Annotated in this window: 18 protein-coding genes and 1 tRNA gene; 6 read left to right on the forward strand and 13 right to left on the reverse strand. The window is 65.1% G+C overall.

The features are described from left to right. The first annotated feature begins 77 nt into the window (after positions 1–77). Genes HMPREF0591_RS19660 through HMPREF0591_RS19670 form a run of 3 tightly spaced genes read left to right on the forward strand, consistent with a single transcriptional unit; the run spans position 78 to position 2,451 of the window. Positions 78–1,082 carry a YncE family protein gene (locus tag HMPREF0591_RS19660; RefSeq protein ID WP_040623161.1) on the forward strand — a complete coding sequence of 335 codons (1,005 nt, stop codon included), beginning with the start codon at positions 78–80 and terminating at the stop codon, positions 1,080–1,082. Next, positions 1,079–1,333, forward strand: a complete 255-nt coding sequence (locus tag HMPREF0591_RS19665) for a DUF5703 family protein (RefSeq protein ID WP_040623163.1) — start codon at positions 1,079–1,081, stop codon at positions 1,331–1,333. The genes HMPREF0591_RS19660 and HMPREF0591_RS19665 overlap by 4 nt, the downstream gene beginning before the upstream one ends. Before the next feature lie 26 nt (positions 1,334–1,359). Next, on the forward strand, positions 1,360–2,451 hold the full coding sequence (locus HMPREF0591_RS19670) for a quinone-dependent dihydroorotate dehydrogenase (RefSeq protein ID WP_167310165.1): 1,092 nt from the start codon (positions 1,360–1,362) through the stop codon (positions 2,449–2,451). On the opposite strand, the gene HMPREF0591_RS19675 is transcribed toward HMPREF0591_RS19670, so the two are convergent. The 3 genes from HMPREF0591_RS19675 to HMPREF0591_RS19685 form a co-directional block, all read right to left on the reverse strand. After that, the gene (locus tag HMPREF0591_RS19675; protein WP_007170411.1) at positions 2,448–3,824 is read right to left on the reverse strand and encodes an HNH endonuclease signature motif containing protein; all 1,377 of its coding nucleotides are present in this window, start codon (positions 3,822–3,824) and stop codon (positions 2,448–2,450) included. The genes HMPREF0591_RS19670 and HMPREF0591_RS19675 overlap by 4 nt on opposite strands. Positions 3,825–3,973: 149 nt before the next feature. After that, positions 3,974–4,504 carry a YbhB/YbcL family Raf kinase inhibitor-like protein gene (locus tag HMPREF0591_RS19680; RefSeq protein WP_007170412.1) on the reverse strand — a complete coding sequence of 177 codons (531 nt, stop codon included), beginning with the start codon at positions 4,502–4,504 and terminating at the stop codon, positions 3,974–3,976. Between the two features lie 27 nt (positions 4,505–4,531). Beyond that, positions 4,532–5,896, reverse strand: coding sequence for a M20/M25/M40 family metallo-hydrolase (locus tag HMPREF0591_RS19685; protein ID WP_007170413.1), 1,365 nt, complete (start codon positions 5,894–5,896; stop codon positions 4,532–4,534). A 98-nt stretch (positions 5,897–5,994) separates the two neighbouring features. On the opposite strand from HMPREF0591_RS19685, the gene HMPREF0591_RS19690 reads away from it, so the two are divergent. Beyond that, a tRNA-Leu gene (locus HMPREF0591_RS19690) sits at positions 5,995–6,080 on the forward strand. Here HMPREF0591_RS19690 and HMPREF0591_RS31120 read toward each other — a convergent pair. From HMPREF0591_RS31120 to HMPREF0591_RS19705, 4 genes are all read right to left on the reverse strand, one after another. Further along, entirely contained in the window at positions 6,062–7,708 is a 1,647-nt protein-coding gene (locus HMPREF0591_RS31120) for a recombinase family protein (protein ID WP_005086570.1), read from the reverse strand. The two genes, HMPREF0591_RS19690 and HMPREF0591_RS31120, sit on opposite strands and share 19 nt — an antisense overlap. Before the next feature lie 186 nt (positions 7,709–7,894). After that, complete coding sequence (locus HMPREF0591_RS19695) at positions 7,895–9,385, reverse strand: replication initiator (protein ID WP_005086571.1); 1,491 nt, start codon at positions 9,383–9,385, stop codon at positions 7,895–7,897. Beyond that, positions 9,378–10,823 carry an FtsK/SpoIIIE domain-containing protein gene (locus HMPREF0591_RS19700; RefSeq protein WP_005086572.1) on the reverse strand — a complete coding sequence of 482 codons (1,446 nt, stop codon included), beginning with the start codon at positions 10,821–10,823 and terminating at the stop codon, positions 9,378–9,380. The genes HMPREF0591_RS19695 and HMPREF0591_RS19700 overlap by 8 nt, the downstream gene beginning before the upstream one ends. A gap of 104 nt (positions 10,824–10,927) precedes the next feature. Further along, positions 10,928–11,272: an SCO3933 family regulatory protein gene (locus HMPREF0591_RS19705; RefSeq protein ID WP_005086573.1), complete on the reverse strand. Its 345-nt coding sequence runs from the start codon at positions 11,270–11,272 to the stop codon at positions 10,928–10,930. A 254-nt stretch (positions 11,273–11,526) separates the two neighbouring features. Between HMPREF0591_RS19705 and HMPREF0591_RS19710 the strand changes: the two genes are divergently transcribed. Further along, on the forward strand, positions 11,527–12,327 hold the full coding sequence (locus tag HMPREF0591_RS19710) for a hypothetical protein (RefSeq protein WP_005086574.1): 801 nt from the start codon (positions 11,527–11,529) through the stop codon (positions 12,325–12,327). 5 nt (positions 12,328–12,332) lie between these two features. Then, positions 12,333–12,800, forward strand: a complete 468-nt coding sequence (locus HMPREF0591_RS19715; RefSeq protein ID WP_005086575.1) for an NUDIX hydrolase — start codon at positions 12,333–12,335, stop codon at positions 12,798–12,800. Positions 12,801–12,810: 10 nt separating this feature from the next. Here HMPREF0591_RS19715 and HMPREF0591_RS19720 read toward each other — a convergent pair whose 3' ends face one another. The 6 genes from HMPREF0591_RS19720 to HMPREF0591_RS19745 all read right to left on the reverse strand — a co-directional run bounded on the left by HMPREF0591_RS19720 (position 12,811) and on the right by HMPREF0591_RS19745 (position 19,087). Continuing rightward, complete coding sequence (locus HMPREF0591_RS19720; RefSeq protein ID WP_005116484.1) at positions 12,811–13,347, reverse strand: HD domain-containing protein; 537 nt, start codon at positions 13,345–13,347, stop codon at positions 12,811–12,813. Positions 13,348–13,717: 370 nt separating this feature from the next. Continuing rightward, a complete protein-coding gene (locus HMPREF0591_RS19725; RefSeq protein WP_005086577.1) occupies positions 13,718–14,917 on the reverse strand; it encodes an acyl-CoA dehydrogenase family protein in 1,200 nt (399 codons plus the stop codon). 159 nt (positions 14,918–15,076) lie between these two features. Next, the gene (locus tag HMPREF0591_RS19730; RefSeq protein ID WP_005086578.1) at positions 15,077–16,183 is read right to left on the reverse strand and encodes an NDMA-dependent alcohol dehydrogenase; all 1,107 of its coding nucleotides are present in this window, start codon (positions 16,181–16,183) and stop codon (positions 15,077–15,079) included. Between the two features lie 148 nt (positions 16,184–16,331). Further along, positions 16,332–16,742, reverse strand: coding sequence for an SCP2 sterol-binding domain-containing protein (locus HMPREF0591_RS19735; protein WP_005086579.1), 411 nt, complete (start codon positions 16,740–16,742; stop codon positions 16,332–16,334). Between the two features lie 91 nt (positions 16,743–16,833). Beyond that, a complete protein-coding gene (locus HMPREF0591_RS19740) occupies positions 16,834–17,892 on the reverse strand; it encodes a BtrH N-terminal domain-containing protein (protein WP_005086581.1) in 1,059 nt (352 codons plus the stop codon). A gap of 49 nt (positions 17,893–17,941) precedes the next feature. Beyond that, a complete protein-coding gene (locus HMPREF0591_RS19745; protein WP_005086582.1) occupies positions 17,942–19,087 on the reverse strand; it encodes an acyl-CoA dehydrogenase family protein in 1,146 nt (381 codons plus the stop codon). Between the last annotated feature and the right edge of the window lie 11 nt (positions 19,088–19,098).

Raw genomic sequence — 19,098 nt, forward strand, 5'->3', positions numbered from 1 at the left:
GCGAAGGAAAATAATTGCTGTCACGGCAGAAGCGTTACCGATCAACAGCTCATCGGGCCGCGTTCAGCTTCGCGCTTTTGCTGGGCGCGGTCGCGGGATGTTCGTCGAATACATTCAAATCCGCGCCGCCCACCATCGAACCGGCCGCGGCAGCCGTGTCTCCCCCGGTGTCGCAGCACCCCGCCGGCCGGGTGCTTCCCCTCCCCGGCCACGCGGTCGCGGCTGCCTTCGACGGCGGCACGCACCAGCTGGCGGTGCTCGCGCCCGGCGCCGACCCGACGGGGCCTGCCAGCGTCACCGTCTTCGGCGACCCGAGCGCCGCGCCGCGCGTCATCGGCCTGCCCGGGCCCGCGACGGCGATGAGCGACGACGCCCACGGCACGCTCTACCTGGCCACCCGGGGCGGCTATTTCGTGGTCGATGTGGCCACCGGCCACACGAGGCAGGTGAACGTCGACGACGCGCAGCAGACGGATTTCACCGCGGTCGCCCAGCGCGCCGACGGCAAGCTGGTGCTGGGCAGCGCCGACGGGGCCGTCTACACCCTTGGCTCGACGACGCCCGGCGCCGTCGCCGGCGCGACCGTCGACAGCCGGAACAAGATCTTTGCGCGCGTGGATGCGCTTGCCACGCAAGGGAATACGACCGCGGTCCTGGACCGGGGGCAGACCTCGGTGACCACGGTCGGCCCCGACGGTCAAGCCCGCCAGGCGCTGCGGGCGGGAGAGGGCGCGACCACCATGGTCGCGGACCCGTGGGGCCGGATCCTGGTCGCCGACACCCGGGGCGGCCAGCTGCTGGTGTACGGCGTCGACCCGCTGATCCTGCGCCAGGCCTATCCGGTGCCCCGGGCGCCATACGGTCTGGCCGGATCCCGCGCGTTGAGCTGGGTTACCCAGACCGCTTCGAATATCGTTATTGGTTACGATCTGTCCACCGGAATTCCCGTCGAAAAGGTGCGTTACCCAACCGTGCAGCAACCGAACTCACTGGCCTTCGGCGAAGCGTCAGACACCTTGTACGTGGTGTCGGGGTCCGGTGCGGGGGTCCAGGTGATCGAACACGCGGCGGGTCCGCGTTGACCGCGTCGCGCCGAAGTCAGTTGCCCGCGGGCTGGGACACCGAATTGTCCGACGAATACGAGTGGGTGCCGCTGCGCCTGCCGCCCGACGTGACCCGCCTCAGCGCGTCCATCCGGCTGTCCATCGAGGCCGAGTACCGCGGCTGGGAGCTGACCCGGGTGCGGCTCTACACCGACGGCAGCCGACGAGTATTGTTGCGCCGCAAGAAGTCTCGTTTGGACAACCGGCGGCCCGACCAACCGGAACTGTGACGGCGACCCCACCGCGCGAAGGCGTGGTGTACGGCCTCGTGCGGCGGCTGTTCTTCCTGCTGCCGCCCGAGCGCATCCACACCATGGTCTTCGCGGTGCTGCGCGGCGCCACCGTCCTCGGCTTCAAACGGCGGCTGCTGCACCGGCTGCTCGGCCCCGGCGATCCGGCGCTGGCGAGCACGGTGTTCGGGGTGCGATTCCCGGGGCCGCTCGGGCTGGCCGCCGGGTTCGACAAGGACGGCAAAGGGTTGATGACCTGGGGCGCACTGGGGTTCGGCTACGCCGAGGTGGGGACGGTCACCGCCAACGCCCAGCCCGGCAACCCGCCCCCGCGCATGTTCCGGCTGCCCGCCGACCGTGCGTTGCTGAACCGGATGGGCTTCAACAACCTGGGGGCGGGCGCGCTGGCGGTCCAGCTGGCGCGGCATCGACCCGACATCCCGATCGGGGTGAACATCGGCAAGACGAAGACGACGCCGGCCGCGGACGCCGTCGGCGACTACCGGGCCAGCGCCCGTTTGGTCGGGCCGCTGGCGTCCTACCTGGTGGTCAACGTCAGCTCGCCCAACACGCCAGGGCTGCGCGACCTGCAGGCCGTCGAGTCGCTGCGGCCCATCTTGTCGGCCGTCCTCGCCGAGGCCTCCGTCACCTCCACACCGGTGTTGGTGAAGATCGCGCCCGACCTATCCGACGCCGACCTCGACGACGTGGCCGACCTGGCCGTCGAGCTCGGGCTGGCCGGGATCGTCGCCACCAACACCACCGTGTCGCGTGACGGCCTGAAGACGCCGGGGGTCGACGCGCTGGGACCCGGTGGCATCTCCGGGCCGCCGGTCGCGCGGCGCGCCACCGAGGTGTTGCGCAGGCTCTACGCCCGGGTGGGTGATCGACTGGTGCTGATCAGCGTCGGCGGCATCGAAACGGCCGACGACGCGTGGGAGCGGATCACCGCGGGCGCGTCGCTGCTGCAGGGCTACACCGGCTTCATCTACGGAGGGGGCTTGTGGCCCAAGCGCATTCACGACGGCATCGCGCGCCGGCTGCGCGAGGGCGGCTTCGCCTCGCTCAGCGATGCAGTCGGCTCGGCGGCGCCTAGGGCCGGCGGGGCGGCGAGTTAAGCCGCGCCCGCCTCGTCATCCTCTTCATTGTTTTCGGCCAGGATTTTTTCGGGGTGGTGGAAGGTGTTGGTGCGGGGTTGGCCGTGGTCGAGGTGGGGTGGTGGGATCCAGTCGGTGTCGCCGTTGGCGCGTTTTCGGGTGGTCCAGCCGTTGTCGAGGAGGCGGTGGTGGGGTCCGCAGGCCAGTGTGAGTTGGTCGATGTCGGTGCGGTGGGTGTGGGCCCAGTCTGTGACGTGGTGGACTTCGCAGAGGTAGCCGGGCACGTCGCAGCCTGGGTGCGAGCAGCCGCGGTCCTGGGCGTACAAGACAATTCGTTGTCCCGGTGAGGCCAGGCGCTTGGTGTGATAGAGCGCCACTGGTTTGGCGTTGTCGAAGATCGCCAGGTAGTGGTGGGCGTGGCGGGCCAGGCGGATCACGTCGGACATCGGCAAGATGGTGCCCCCGCCGGTCAAGCCTCTACCCGCCGCGGCCTCCAGCTCCTTAAGCGTGGTCGTCACCACGATGGCCGCCGGCAACCCGTTGTGCTGACCCAGCTCGCCGCTGGCCAGCATTCCGCGCAGCGCGGCGTTGAGGCCGTCGTGGTTGCGCTGGGCGGGGCTGCGGGTGTCGCGCTGCACCGCCTCCTCGCTCGGGGCGCCATCGCTGACCGGCGCCTCGTCGTCGGGGTTGCACATCCCGGGCGCGGCCAGCTTGGCCAGCACCGCCTCCCACGTCGCGCGGGCCTCGGGCGTCAGCCACCCGCTCAGCTTCGACATGCCGTCGGCCTGCTGATTGCCCAGCACCAGTCCGCGCGCCCGTGCCCGGTCCGCATCGGTGTAGTGGCCGTCGGGGTTGAGGCAGTCCATCAGGTGGCGGGCCAGCGTGGCCAGTTGATCGGGGCGATAGTGCCGGGCCTCGGCTGCCAGGTGTCTTTCGGCGTGCTCACGGGTGTCGAGGTCCACCGACTCGGGCAGCCGGCGAAACAGCCGCCGGATCACCGCCACATGCTCGGCGCCGATGGCCCCGGCGCGCTGGGCCGCCGCGGTCGCCGCCAGCACCGGCGCCAACGGCTCACCCGACAGCGCCCGGCGCGGACCCAGCTCGGCGGCCTCGGCGACACGACGGCTGGCCTCCCCGCGACTGATGTGCAGCCGATCGGCCAACGCCCACGACAACCTGCCACCCAACTCCGCCGAATCCGCCTGCTCACCAAGCTGATTGATCAACTCATGACTCGGCGCCTGAAGCTTGCGAGTGACACCTTCGAGTGTCTCCAAGATCCCCAAGCGCTCCGGAGTGGTCAACGCCGCATACGAATGCCCCTGCAAACGAGCCGCCGCCGCGCACAACGCCTCCACGTCGGCCGCAATCTGCTCACGGTCGGTCAACCCCATGCGCGCCGCCCAACCCGGCACCCAAACAAGCAGTAAGCATCTATCGAACGCATGTTCGAATACTAAGCCCGCCCACCGACAGGAACTCGCCACGGCGAAAGCACCGGGACGAAAGTGGCGCAAGTGATTTCGGGCCTGGGCCCGCCGCCCTACTTCTGTTCGTAAATCCCGTGGATGACGGCGCGCGCGATCGCGTGCTGGAACAGGTTGAAACCGAGGTAGGCGGGGCTGGCGTCCTCGTCGAGGTCGAGCTTGTCGACGTCGACGGCGTGCACCGCGATGTAGTACCGGTGCGGCCCGTGTCCCGGCGGCGGCGCGGCACCGATGTAGCGGCGCATCCCGGCGTCGTTCACCAGCGTCAGCGCGTCGCCGGGCAGGTTGCTTCCGTCGCCCGCGCCGGCCGGCAGTTCGGTGACGTCGGCCGGCAGGTTGGCCACCGCCCAGTGCCAGAACCCGGAGGCCGTCGGCGCATCGGGGTCGTAGACGGTGACGGCGAAGCTGCGGGTCTCCCCCGGGAATCCGGACCAGCTCAGCTGCGGGCTGACGTCTTCGCCGCCGGCGCCCATGATCCCGCTGACCTGGGGCATGGCCAGCGACTGGCCGTCAGTCACGGACTCCGACGTCAGGGTGAACGTCGGCAGCTTCGGCAGCGCGGCGTACGGGTCGGGCGCGGTGCTCATGGCGAATCCTTTCGTTTTGAGTGTCGTTCAGCAGTGTGTCAGGAAGTGAGCCAGCACATCGGTGCCAAACCTCAGCGCGTCCACGGGTACCCGCTCATCGACGCCGTGGAACAACGCGGTGAAATCGAGGTCAGGCGGCAACCGCAGCGGGCTGAAGCCGAAACACCGAATACCTAAGCGCGCGAACGACTTTGCGTCGGTACCGCCGGAAAGCATGTAGGGCACCGTGCGACCGTCCGGGTCGAGCGCCAGCACGGCGGCGTTCATGGCGTCCACCAGGTCACCGTCGAAACTCGTCTCGTACGACGAGAAGTCCTTGATCCACTCGCGCGTCACGTCCGGGCCGAGCAGCTCGTCGACCTCGGCCTCGAACGCCGCCTTGCGGCCCGGAAGGATGCGGCAGTCGACCACCGCTTCGGCGACGGCCGGGACGACGTTCGCCTTGTATCCGGCCTTGAGCATCGTGGGGTTCGCGGTGTCGTGCAGGACGGCCTTGAGCATGCGGGCCATCGGGCCGAGTTTTTCGATGACGCCCGCCAGGTCGCCCGACTCGACGTCGAACGTCAGCCCGGACTCCTCACTGACGGCCGCCAGGAACTGGGCGACCGTGTCGGTCAGCACGAGCGGAAACTGGTGCCGGCCCAGCCGGGCGACCGCCTCGGCGACGGCGGTGACGGCGTTCTGGTCGTGCACCATGGACCCGTGTCCGGCCGGACCGCGGGCGGTCAACCGCATCCACGACAGGCCCTTCTCGGCCGTCTCGATCAGATAGAGCCGGCGCTCGCCCCCGTCGCGGCGCGGCACGGTCAACGAGAAGCCGCCCACCTCGCCGATCGCCTCGGTGACGCCCTCGAACAGGTCGGGCCGGTTGTCGACCAGCCATTGCGCCCCATAGCTGCCGCCGTGCTCCTCGTCGGCGAGGAAGGCGAACACCAGATCGCGAGGGGGCACGATCCCGGCCCGTTTCAGCTGCCGGGCCACCACGATCATCATGCCGACCATGTCCTTCATGTCCACGGCGCCGCGGCCCCAGACGAAGCCGTCCTTGACCGCTCCGGAGAACGGGTGCACGCTCCACTCGGCCGGCTCGGCGGGCACCACGTCGAGATGCCCGTGAATCAGCAGTGCGCCGCGCGAACTGTCCGCACCCGCGAGCCGGGCGATCACATTCCCGCGGCCCGGCGCACCCGACTCCACATATTGGGGCAGGTAGCCCACCTGGGCGAGCTGCTCGGCGACCCACTGCGCGCACTCGGCCTCGCCGCGCGTCGTCTCCGGTTCGCCGGTGTTGGTGGTGTCGAACCGGATCAGCCGGCTGACGACCTCGACCACATCGTCACTCGGGTCGTTCGGGTTCTCGGTGCGCGCGGTCACAACCACCTTTCCTACCATTGCCAAGGCCGCCGGGCGCGGCGCTGCGCGGCCCGACTGGATTGGGCGCGCGTGCGACAATCCGATAGCCTTAGCTGCCAACCCATGCGGTTGGTCCTGTCCGAGTGGCGGAATGGCAGACGCGCTAGCTTGAGGTGCTAGTGCCCTACTAATGGGCGTGGGGGTTCAAGTCCCCCCTCGGACACATCCGGCGACACGACTCAGGTCGGCAGTCGCCGTGACTCGCCGAAGATGCGGGTCGTAGTCGAGACGCAGGCCCAAGCTTGCGTACACCTCGGCGCGCTCAGCTCCGGTTGCCGCGCCGAGGATGACCGACAGTCCGCCTAACTCCTTAACTAACTCACTGATCTCGGCGGCACACATGGCGCGGGGCCGCGCCACTCGCTCAACGCGTGCCCTCAGCTCGTCGCGCTCGGCGGTACGTTGACGCAACGCAGCAGTTAGATCCTCAACGGCCACGCCAGACTCCACGGCGGTGATCAAGGCAGCCACTTTGGCATTCGCCTCGCTCAGCTGGCGCTGCAAGGCGGCGTAGCCAGGTCCGGCCGCCGGGTCCACGTCTTGCCCGCGTGCGAGGTCTTCTGGATCGGCCAGAGTGGCGATCCATTCGTCGAGTCGCGCTGTCACTGCGTCTTCGCGGAGATAGACGGTGCGCGGATGATCACTCAGGTCCACAGGTACAGAACGTGACTTGCCGAACTCACAACGGTAGAGGATCCGCGTTGTTTGCTTCCCCGGCCGGGCGGCGCCCTGCATGCGGCGTCCACATGCGGCACAGAACAGCAGCCCGCGCAGCGCATATGGCACCGTCGATTCTCTGCTACACACAAGACCCGGACCCCGCCGCGCCTGCATCCGAAGTCGGACAGCCCGCGCCAGCTCGTCAGTGATCAGCGCTTCGTGCGTTCGCCGGTCAGGTGCGATCCAGTCGACCTCGTCACGCCACCGCATGCGAGTCTCGTACCCGGCAGCGACATCGTCGGGGTTGACCAAGACCTCGTATTTCTCCTGCTTGCCCCACACACGAATACCGCGGTACGCCGGGTTGTCGAGGATTGCGCGGATCGCCGAATGGGACCATCCGCGCGGATCACGGTGCCGGTTCCGCTCCGGGTCATATTGGCTTGGTGATGGCACTCCATCGTCGGTGAGCTGCTGTGCGATGAAGCGCAAGCCAGCACCATCGGCGTACATGCGGTAGATCCGCTCGACGACCGAACATGTCGCGGGGTCGGGTTCGAGACGATGGAGCCGCTGCCCAAGACTTGCCTTGGCAGGGTTGGGATGCGGGCCGGCATCGACGAGTCGATACCCGTACGGTGGGCGACCGCCGAGGTATCTGGTTGTGTCCTGCGCGAGTGCCGACATCGCGGTACGGACGCGCATCTGGATTCGTGCGCGTTCTCCCTTGCTCATACCGCCGAAGAGCGTCATCACGAGGTCGTGTGCCTCGGATCCGGGATCAACCGCTCCGCCGACTTCAGGCACCCATAGGCCAACCCCGTAGTGCGTGAGCACCGGGAAAGTGAGCGCAAATTGCGGTCCGTAGAACGCGCGAGCAGGTTCCCCGATCACCACGGCATCGAAGCCACGGTCACGAGAAGTGACATCTGCAAGCAGACGTGAAGCCTCCGGTCTGCGTTTCCAGGGAAGCGAACGGCTTTGACCTATATCGAAGTAGTCGACAGCGAGGACTCCGCCATGCGGAGTGATCAGATCGATGGCACGACGTTTCTGCCAGCTGCGGCTCGCCTCGGGATCTTGAGCGTCCTCGGTACTCACTCGGCCATAGAAAGCGAACCTGAGGCTCATGCCACTTCCCTTCGTGATCCGCGGGTCCGGTCCCGCACAGCCAGTATGACGTTTACCAGCGCGCGGTTGGCCTCGCGCGGAAGCCGATTCCGGTTCGGCAGGTCAATTTGAACACCTCCCTCTGACATGCTCGGTGCATTAATTCGAGCGTCACATTCGGAGCGAGCATGTGGGGTTGGGCATCGTTCAGCCATCGCTTGCCCCTGGTGGATCCCAATGCTGGCTGCGTGTGTGGCGACGGGCTTCCACTAGTCCGATGCGGCGGATGTGAATACGTTGGAGGGCCGCGGAATAGACGAGACTGCGATCGCCGAGGCTGCCGGGGCCGGCACGGTCAAACTCCCACGCCACCAGATCATCGCCACCGGCGAAGTCACAGTCGGGATCGTATTGGTATGCAGTGCTTTTCGAGCTTTCCTGACGCGTCCAAATGGCGCGCTGTTCGCGCAGCACGGTCATGGTAGTCGAATAACGGCGGGATTTGCTGGTGATGTGGCCGCGGAATCCGAGGGTGTGCAACCACCGCCCGATGCCGGACAGTCCTTTGTCCGCGAGATCGCTGATGGTGGTCAGGATGGTCCGCACATGCTCGGACACGTCCAGGTCGGGTATGGCTTCCGTAGATAGGCGGCGTGCGCTGATTCCGAGGGCTGCCAAGGATTTGGTGACATACTTGGCGAGATAGCGCGCCACCAGCCGGCTAGACATGGACCGGCTTGAGCCTGAATTGTGCTCATTTGGCGGCGGATCCACCGATGCGGTTAGCGGTTGGGTGTCGATCTGTGTGCCGAACCGTATCGTCTGCCCACCGCCATCGGCTGTCGGGTCGTTGACGGTGAGTGTGACGGTGCGGATGGCGTACTGGATGACCTTAGCGAGTTCGACTGCACCGATAGGTGATTCCCACCCGGGGCGGTCAAGGTCGTCGTGGGGATCCAGGCGGATCAGTGCGTGGATGTGTGGGATAGCGCGGGCTTGCAGTTCGACGATCTTGATGAAGCTCACTCGCACCGTATCCGGGTCAACTCCGGCGGCTTTCAGGCTTTTGCGTAGGGCGCGCCGCAGGGTGATGGTGAAGCGTCGCCACAGTTCGGGCAGGTGCCACGTGAACAGCACATGCCCGGCATAGTCGTAGCACTCCGGACACAGCGGCTGGCCGACCCGCTCGTCGCCATGATCATGGGACATGCTGCACCACAATTGTTTTCCATGCGGGCAGCGTCGGTAGCCGCCGACCCGGTGCTGGTCGCGGCACACCTGCGCTGCCTTCTCCCGTGACTTCGTGGCGGTGTGGACGGCCCCGAAGCTCGGTGCGGTGAGAGTGACAAACACTTGCGGATGATCGGCCACCGTGGTGGGCATGCCGTGGTGACCGCCAGCGGCACCGGCGTGCACGAGTTGCCAGGTGTCGCGGGCGTAGAGATCCGAGCAGGAGGGGCAGATGTGGGCGCGACGGTTGTTGCAGCGCGTCCATACCACCCGCTGACGCCCGTACTCATCGGCACCGATCAGCTGGATGGGGTGGGCGCAGAATCCGACGGATTCTGCTCGTCGCCACCAGGATTCGTATCCCATCGAGGCGGCGCGCCGCACCATCTGCTCGACCACCCGGGCGGTGTCAGCTGTATCCGGAACACCCGGTAGGACAAGCTGCGCCGATGTCGTGGAGCTATTCACCGCTGCCCTCACTCGCGGTGTGGCCGGTATCGGTGTTGTGTGGCTGGTGGGGCTTGTTCGGTCGCCTCGCGGTTCGGCGGAACCGGCTGGCCAGGGCGGTAATGTCGTGGTCGGTGACGTGAAAGGCCCGCACCCGCTGGGCGTGGGCGGTGCCGTCAACCATCATGTAGCCCACCCCGGGGGTGGTGTCGGGGATGCGGTCGCATTCTGCCCCGGCATCGCGCGCCCCTTGGCCGAGGACCATGGTGGTTTGGGTGGCTTCGGTCAGCCGCAACCCGATCCGCACCGTGAACAGCTGCCGTACCGGCAGGGTGTCTTTGGCCGGGTCTTGGACCGCGGCGACCACGCTGATGCCGACTGCGCGGCCTTGGGAGAGCAGCAGGCCCAGGAGTTGTTCGACTTCGGTGCGGACCTTGCGGTCGGTCACGTATGCGGTCAGTGCGGCGATCTCATCGATCACCGCAACGAACAACGGCTCCGACGTCGTGGGGGTGTGTAGGCGGGTGTGGCCGCGCAGACGATTCGCCCGGGCGTGCATCACCGTGACGAGCTGGCGTAGCAACTCCAGGGTGGTGTCGGTGGCGTCGTGGGTGAACACGGTGAACAGGGGTGCTCCGGCACCGAGTTCCATGCCGCCTTTGGGGTCGATGACACACAACCGGACCAGCCCGGTCTTCACCGCGGGGGCAATGCCGGCGATCAACGACCACAGCACTGAGCCTTTGCCTGCGCCGGTTGCCCCGGCGATCAGCACGTGGTGACCGAGCAGCGGCACCTGCCACCAATGTCGCGTTTCGGTGATCCCGACCCGCACCGACACCAGATCGACCGGGGTGGCCGGGGTTGGCATGGGCAGGGCGATCGGTTCAGCCAGCACGTCTGCGCGCATTAACGTGATGCGCAGTTCGCCGGGCGAGATGGCGGTGATGCTGATGCGGCCGGCGCGCCACGCGGCGGCCAGCGCGTCGGACTGTTTATGCCAATCTGCCACGGACTGGCCGGTGACGATCCGCACCACGAGCACATCGGTGGTTTTACCGATCGTCACCGTGCGCAGGGTGGGAGTGAGAGTGCGTCCGCCGAGGGTGGCGGTCAGGCCGTGCAAGGTGCAGGTCGATTCCCAGGTGCGGGTGTAGCGCGACCACGTGAGCCAGCGCCGCCGTACCGGTTCGGTCACCCAGGCGCGAAATGACCCCGGTTGGAGCCAGGCCCAGCCCGCATACCCGGCACTGCACACGATCGCGCAGATCAGGCCCACGCGTGGGCCGTGGCTGATAGCAAGGACGAGGCTGGCGATGATGGGCACGCTGATCGCCGGGAACAGCACCGCCCACCACAGCACATACCCGGATGCGGTGAACAGCGACATGACCAGTTCTCCGAACCAGTCGTCATCGCCTGATCCACTGTTGGTGGTGTTCTTCTTGTTCGATGTCATGAGAGATGCCCTCCGTGAGCGTGTGGTCAACAGCAATGCCCGGGGTGTCGGGGTGGCGGGGTGCGATGATCTGCTCACCGCACCCCACACCCGCTTGGGGGTTGTTACTTCTGCGGGCGTGTCTGCTCACTCGGCGCAGCACCACTGGCGGTGGCGGCGGTGAGGGCATCAGCACGGAACGCCACCCCGCTGCGATCACCTTGGGCCCACGGGATGGCCACCAGACCAACTACCGAAACAGGCTGCGTGACTGTCACTTTGGGGTCTCCTGCCACAGTGACAATGAGCACTTCGCCGCCGGAGTCATCCAGCGCGAGGACCTGGGTGGCGTACATCGGCATCCCGGTGGCGGTGTCGACTTTCGGGGCGCCGGTTTCGAAGTTCAGCCGTGGCTCAGGAGCGCGGGTGACGATAAAACGAGTCCCAGACGTATCGATTCTCAAACGCATTGTCCTACTGGTCCTTTCGTGAGCTGTTGACGCCGGTCCGGCGCTGGACTCAGTTCACGTGGACATCACGGACGTTGCGAGAGACATATGCCGACATTTCCGACACATCCACGGGCATTTCGGACACGGCCCGGACATACCCACGGACATCACACCGGCACTATCGCCGCCGGGTGGCGGCAGTCGCATGGCAAACTAGACACCACGCGCTGAGGGATGGATACGGACGACACGGGAAGATGTGCGCTGGCACGATGGACGAGCAGGACGGCACCGAGGCCGCCATCACTCCCAACGATCGCCTCGTGCAGCGGCTACACGCCAAAGGTCTGTCCTCGCAGCGGTTCGCCACCGCGGTGGGTGTCGATATCAAGTCGGTGCGACGCTGGCTGGCCGATAGCGACTACAGAATTCGCGAACACAACGCCCACAGAGCCAGCGAGGTGCTCGACTGCACCCCGCATGACCTGTGGCCCAACCAGTACCCACCCTCCACCGCGAGCGCAGTGGCAACAGCGTCTGCGGGTGGGCCGTTCACCGCGACCCTGTATGCCAGCCGCACCCAGCTACCCATCACCATGTGGCAGCAGCATTTCGCCGACGCCACCACCGGCATCGACATCCTCGTCCTGGCGGCCACGTTCCTGTTCGACACCCTCGACGGATTCCTCGACACCCTGCTCGCCGCCGCCGCCCGCGGTGTGACGGTGCGGTTTCTCGTCGGGGACCCCGACACCCCCACCACGATCCTGCGCGGCGAGGAGGAAGGGATCGGCGAGGCCGTCATCGCCCGCTGCCGCACGTCCGTGGAACTGCTCGCCCCTCACGCCGGCACCCCGGGGCTGGACATCCGCACCCACGACACCGCGCTCTACACGTCGATCTTTCGGGTCGATGACGCCATGATCGTCAACTTCCACATCTACGGCTCAGCCGGGCGCAACAACCCTGTGCTGGTTCTGTCACGTCACCACGAGCCACGGCTCTGGGCCACCCTTGAAGACGCTTTCACCCAGGTCTGGGACCATGCCAGACCGCTGACCTCGAAAGGCTGACCCCGATGCGCACCGACTACTACAACGACCCCAACGCCCCGGCGCCCAACAGTGTCGTTCCGTCGGCCTCGGCCATCGTCACCGACGAACACGGTCGCATTCTGCTGATCAAACGCCGCGACAACACCCTGTGGGCGCTACCGGGCGGCGGCCACGACATCGGCGAAACTATCGCCGACACCGCCGTGCGGGAAGTCAAAGAGGAAACCGGGCTTGACGTCAAAGTCACGGGTCTGGTCGGTGTCTACACCAATCCCCGCCACGTGGTCGCGTTCACCGATGGCGAAGTCCGCCAGCAATTCTCGCTCCTGTTCACCACCACGGTGCTCGGCGGCACCCTTGCCATCGACCACGAAAGCACGGACATCGCCTGGACTGCACCCGACGAGATCCCTAACCTGGATATGCATCCGTCGATGAGGCTGCGCATCGAGCACTACCTGCAACACCGCGACGGCCCCTACCTCGGCTAACCGGCTGGGTTTATAGCCAGTCGCGTACTCGCCGGACGGCCGCCAACAATTCGTCGCGGCCCGCGTCGACCGCCCGGTGCACCGGGTCCTCGGATCCATAACGCGACAGCACGTCGCGTAACCGATCGCGCGGTGATATCGGCGCCCCGTCAGGTCCGGTCGTCAGATCGCAAAAAGTCAGCACATCAAGGAAATCGCTGGGCGGATCACTGAACGCGGATAAGCCTGACAAGCCCCGCTCGGCAGCCTCCGCGTGCGCTCCGGTATGAAAGGCCACCAAGGAGGCGGCCAGCTCCCCGAAGCCGGCCGCTCGCACGTACTCCGCTCCATCGAGCGGATGAAACCCGGTCCGGCGCAACGACGATGCGTAACCGATATCGTGCAGCCACGCCGCTGCGACCAGACAGTCCGCTGTCTGGGGATCGAAACGCCGACTCAACCGCTCGGCAGTCGCCGCGACGCCCCGGACATGCGCCAACCGCCGCGGCTGCTCAGCCAGCCGCGTCTCGGTCTCGCGCCGTGCACGCTGCGTCAGAACCCCGCTCACAGCCGCCAGCTTACGAGCCACAGCACCATGACGCAGCCCCCTCGCAGCTTATGACGTAGATCCTGGAGGCCAGGATCTGCGAGGAACGGCGGCTACCTGCAGGCTTCGCTACGCTCGCTCTGCTCCCGTACGCTGGCGCTCCCGTCCGCGCCGCTCCCTGCGCTTCGCCCTCCGTCCGCCGCCACGCACACATGCACCCACGACCGGCGCCGGAACTAAGTCGCAGGCCACCACAGCTCTGGCATCACGACGAAGCGCAGCTGCCCTCGCTCCTCGCCGCATCGAGACGCCGCGAGCGGCAGGCTGGACCAACAGCCGCCTGACCGTCGTTGACCTGCGATGTGAGAACTTTCTTTACTGGTATCAAGAACTAGAGTCCGATACGTTTGGCAATGATCTCATTCATGATTTCGTTGGTGCCGCCGCCTATTCCGAGAATCCGGCAGTCTCGGTAGTGTCTCTCGATCTCAGACTCACGCATGTAGCCCATCCCACCAAAGATCTGAACCGCCTCATTGACCACGTAGTCGCACGCATACACAGCGGTGTTCTTGGCCATCGACACCTCGGCAACGACATCCTCCCCCGCTAGCCACCTCTGCATGACCGCACGGGTATAGGTGCACGCCACGTCGACCTGTCGAGCCATCTCCGCGAGCTTATGGCGAATGACCTGGCGCCCCGTCAAGGGTCTACCGAACGTTTCACGCTCCCGCGCCCAACTCTTGGCGAGATCGAGAGCCCGACCCGCCGTCGCGTACGCCTGGACGGCGATGCCGAGCCGTTCAGCCTGAAATTGCTGCATGATCTGCAAAAACCCGCTGTTTGCTGCCCCCACCAGGTTCTCAGCCGGTACGCGAACGTCGACGAAAGACAACTCGGCGGTGTCGCTACATCGCCATCCCATCTTGTCCAACCGGCGGGACACTTCGAATCCAGGCGAATTCTTGTCGATCACGAGCAATGAAACTCCACCGTAACCCGGTCCGCCGGTGCGTACCGCCGTAGTAACGAAGTCCGCCCGAACTCCGCTGGTGATGAACGTCTTTGCTCCGTTGACCACGTAGGTGTCGCCGTCGCGCACTGCGCGTGTGCGCAAATTCGCGACATCTGAACCTGCCCCAGGCTCGGTAACGCCCAGCGAGCCGATCATCTTTCCTGCGAGCGTCGGACGGACATATCGTTCAATCAGGGCGTCGGAGCCATTGGCGGCAATGTGGGGAAGGGCAATGCCATGGGTGAACAAGGCGGCGCAGACGCCAGTGGACCCGCCTGCGGCCAGGATGGCCTCAGTGACCAGTGCAGAGTCAATCGCATTGCCGCCGCTGCCGCCGACTTCTTCCGGGAACCCGATTCCGAGAAGCCCCACCTCGGCAGCATTGAGATGCAGGTCGCGCGGAATCTCACCCACGTGCTCCCATTCCGCTAGCTTCGGCGCGATTTCACGTTCCACGAAAGACCGCGCCATTTGGCTCAGCGCTCGTCGCTCCGGCGTGGTCCACACCTCCGGGGCGATAGCGAAACGAGCAGCCCCATCCCCGCTTGCCGTGGTCGTGCCAGCGTCCGTCATCTCAGCCTCCAGAGAATTTGATAAATGATCTATGAGGTGTCTGATGCTTGCCGTCCTCACGACGGGAAAGAAGGACGCGACGCCAACCACCCAAGCGGCCCGGCCGCATGATCTGCAGCGACGCAAGGACATGAAGACCAGCAGTGGGCATGATGCTCTTCAGAACCGGACCAGCCCTCGGATGTTTTTTCCTGAACGCATATCCTCGTAGCCCTCATTGATTTGGTCGAGGGAGTATTCGCGGGTGACCAATTCATCGAGCTTCAACAACCCAGCGGAGTACAGCTCGACCAGTCGCGGAATATCGTGCGGCGCATTGGATGAGCCATACAAAGCGCCACGAATCTGCTTCTCGTAAAGCGTCATTTCAAGCAGTGATCCTGAGATCGATGAGTCGTCGGGGTGCCCGATGGCCGTGACCACGACGCGCCCGCGCTTTCCGACCAAGGCCAGCGCTTCCGCGGTGTAGGAGGCCTCAGCCACATCGGTGGTGAGGATGCAGACATCAGCCAGCTTGCCCAGCGTCATATCGCTGACCAGCGACCAAGCTTCATCCATCGAGGCCGCGGTGTGCGTCGCACCGAACCCGCTCGCTTGCTCTCGCTTGAACTTCACCGGATCGACCGCCACAATCGCCAGCGCTCCCGCGATTCGCGCGCCCTGAATCGCATTCATTCCGATTCCGCCCGCTCCCACTACCACGACGGTGTCCCCGGCGCGCACCTCCCCAGTCCGCACCGCAGATCCGTAACCGGTCGTGACGCCGCAACCGATCAAGGCTGCCCGATCCAGGGGGATTCCGCCGTCAATCTTGACCACGGACGCCTGCGGCACCACTGTGTACTCGGAAAACGTCCCGAGCAAACACATCTGCCCGACGTCCTCGCCTCGTGCGTGAAAGCGATAGGTGCCGTCGATCTGCGGTCCCATCATGAGCGCCGCTCCCAACTCACAGAGATTGCCCATGCCGCGCGCGCAGTACGAGCAGCGCCCACACGAGGGAAGGAAGGTCAAGATGACAGAATCACCTTCGGACAGTTCCTCAACCCCTTCGCCGCACTCCACGACTGTGCCAGCACCCTCATGACCCCCCACTACCGGCAATGGGATCGGGAGGTCGCCGGTCACCAGATGTTCGTCGGAATGGCACAAGCCGGTGGCCGCCAGCCGCACGAGGACCTCCCCGGGACCTGGCGGATCCAAATCGACTTCTTCGACCTCCCACTTCTGCTCCAAGCCCCACAAAACAGCCGCACGTGTCTTCATGTTGAAGTCCCTTCTATCGAATTACGCTTCTCGAGTAGTTATCCCGACCGCGCACGGTGGTCGCGCGAACTGTCCTGGATGATCTCCGGGCACATCGCCCAGAGGCCCGCGCCGCTCACCCGTGCCCGGGCGCGGTACCGCACCGACATCACACATTGAGCAGGTCGTGACGCTTGTCGGCCTCAAGGATTGCCCGGTATTCCGGAAAGAGGTTCTTTGCCTGCGGTATGAGCTTGATCAGTTTGGTGACAGGACCTTTCGCTCGTACAGTTCCTTTCGCCATCGCCATGGTCAAGTTCACCTTCCCCAACCAGAACCTGTTGCCGGTATCCGCGGACATGAACAATTCGACATTCGGTGTAACGCCACTGTCCGCGCCGGTCTCTACGACCTTCTCCGGCATATCCACGGTTAGTACCGCATCCGGATCGGTGTAGTGGATCCGTAACACCACCCCGGACCCGGCAAGTCTGTTCGCAAGGTCTTCGTTCTCCAAACCTCGTCGAAAGATGCCGGCGAGGTAGCGGTAAACCTCTTCCGCATCAGCGAAGACAGCCATCGTGATTCTCCCTTCTTATGACACAATTCAAAGCGCTCAAATAAATCTGCTGGGTCGCAACCAGTTCGGCTTGCTCCGAAGCAATCAGAACTCATAGGAGTAGATCTCCTGCCTCCCTCAGCGCCTCCGCGAGTCGACGTTCGGCTGTCGGCAATTGCGCAGCCACGGACGCGGCGCCGCTCGCTCTTCGGTGCGGATCTGCACCGCGGTCATAAGCGGCGTGCGCAACCGCGGTCCACAACTCAGATGCGGTCTTTGCAGCCTCCGCTGCTTTAAACGCAGGTTCGAAACTCAACTCTTCAGCGACGCGCCGACATCCACGTGCTTGCAGATCTCGGAACAGACCGCCTCCGGTTCCGGCTTTTTCGATGAAGGCGCTCAGCGCAAACAAGGCTCCGTCGAGGGTGTCGTCGTCAAAGATCTTCGGCCACCGCTTGAGATCCTCCACAAAAGTCGATACCCCTGGTAGCCCACGCACCTGAATTTCACAATCGGAGTCCTCGGTGATCGGCGCGCTCACACACGAACCCTGCATCGCGTCCGCGGACCTACGGAAGGCCGACCGGGCAGCATTGCCGAGATCTGGTGCCGCGCCGGGCCACTCGACTACGTAGGTGGTGTGCCGCGTGGGGACGGGAAATCCCGTCGATGCCCGCGCCTTCCGTAGATTCTCGTAAGGCACGGCTTGAGGTGTATCGCGATCGTTATCGACCACGAAGGCGAGTTCCTCGTCGTCGTCGTACCCTACGATCACGACATCGTGCCGGCTCATACTCAGACGCGTTCTCAGATAGGGCAATTCGGCGATGTCAGTCCACACCATGACCGGCGTACCGGCATCGATCTGTTCGGTCACCCATTTCCACCCGAGATCGGGGTCGTCTGTCGAACGACACTCGAAGCGCGCGCCCAACCGGGTCAAGTATTCGTCTTCGAGGTCCGCGCTGCGTCCAACGAGGTAGATCGGTGGACGTAGGTGGGCCGAGCGAACATACGAGAAGTCGAGGGCCCCGCCGAGAGCAAACACGATGCCTTCGTCCGGGGTGTCATCACCCCAACGGATCCCGGCCCATTCGGTCAAATCCCGAAGAGCCCCCGATCCGCAGTGGCCGCCCATGTCGTGGCGATACGGCACCACCATCGATGCCATCAGTCCTCCTCCTCTAGATGACTAACGTGCGGGCGGCAACTCCTCTGAGTCATAGGGAACGCGAGATGATTTCCTTCATCACCTCGTTCGTGCCGGCATAGATTTTTTGCACGCGCTGATCCACCCACAACCTCGAGATGGGGTACTCGGTCATGTAGCCATATCCGCCGTGAAGCTGCATACAGTCATCGAGTACCTTCATCGCTCGCTCAGTGGTCCACCACTTCGCCATGGCGACGGTCTGCACGTCGAGTTGACCCGCAAGGTGCAGGTCGATGCAGTAGTCGAGGAACACTCGTGCGATGCGCGTTTCTGTCGCGGCTTCAGCCAGCGTGAACTTAGTGTTCTGAAAGCCAAAGACAGGCCGACCGAACGCCTCCCGCTCACGGGTGTACTTGAGCGTCTGCTCCAGGGCAAGTTCCATCGCTGCGACAGCCCCCACCGCGACGATGAGTCGCTCTTGTGGCAGCTGCGTCATCAGCTGAATGAAGCCCTGTCCCTCAGACTGGCCCAGTAGATGCGAGCGCGGAACTCTCACTTCATCGAAGAACAACTCGGAGGTGTCCTGGCCGCGCTGGCCGATTTTGTCGAGAACCTTGCCGCGCCGGAATCCCGCCCGGTCAGCCTCGACAACGATCAAAGAGATGCCCGCAGCGCCCTGGCTCGGATCTGTCTTGGCAACAACGATGATGAGGTCGGCCTGTTGGCCGTTGGTGATGAAAGTCTTGGAGCCGGTGATCACGTACTCGTCACCGTCCAGGAGGGCTTTTGTCTTGACGCTCTGCAGATCGGACCCGGTCCCCGGTTCTGTCATGGCGATCGCCCCGATCATTTCACCGGACGCCATCTTGGGAAGCCACTGCGCGCGCAGCTCTTCAGTCGCGTACTGCAGGATGTAGTGGGCGACGATTCCGCTGTGCAGTCCCGCGCCCCATGAGCTGTCACCTATGCGGGCCTGCTCTTCAAGCACGACCGCTTCGTGCGCGAAAGTGCCACCGCCTCCGCCGTATTCCTCAGGTATAGACATGCAGAGCAGGCCCAGCTCGCCTGCTCGGTTCCACAGTTCTCGGTCGACGTGGTGCTGGTCTGCAAAGCGGTTCGCATGCGGCGCCAATTCGGCCGAGAAGAACTTCGCAGCGAGGTCACGAAGCTCGAGTAATTCGGCATTCATCCAGGGAGAGATTGGTGAGGACATGATTACCTTCC

Origin of the sequence: Mycobacterium parascrofulaceum ATCC BAA-614 (assembly GCF_000164135.1) — a bacterium.
Taxonomy (GTDB): Bacteria; Actinomycetota; Actinomycetes; order Mycobacteriales; family Mycobacteriaceae; genus Mycobacterium; species Mycobacterium parascrofulaceum.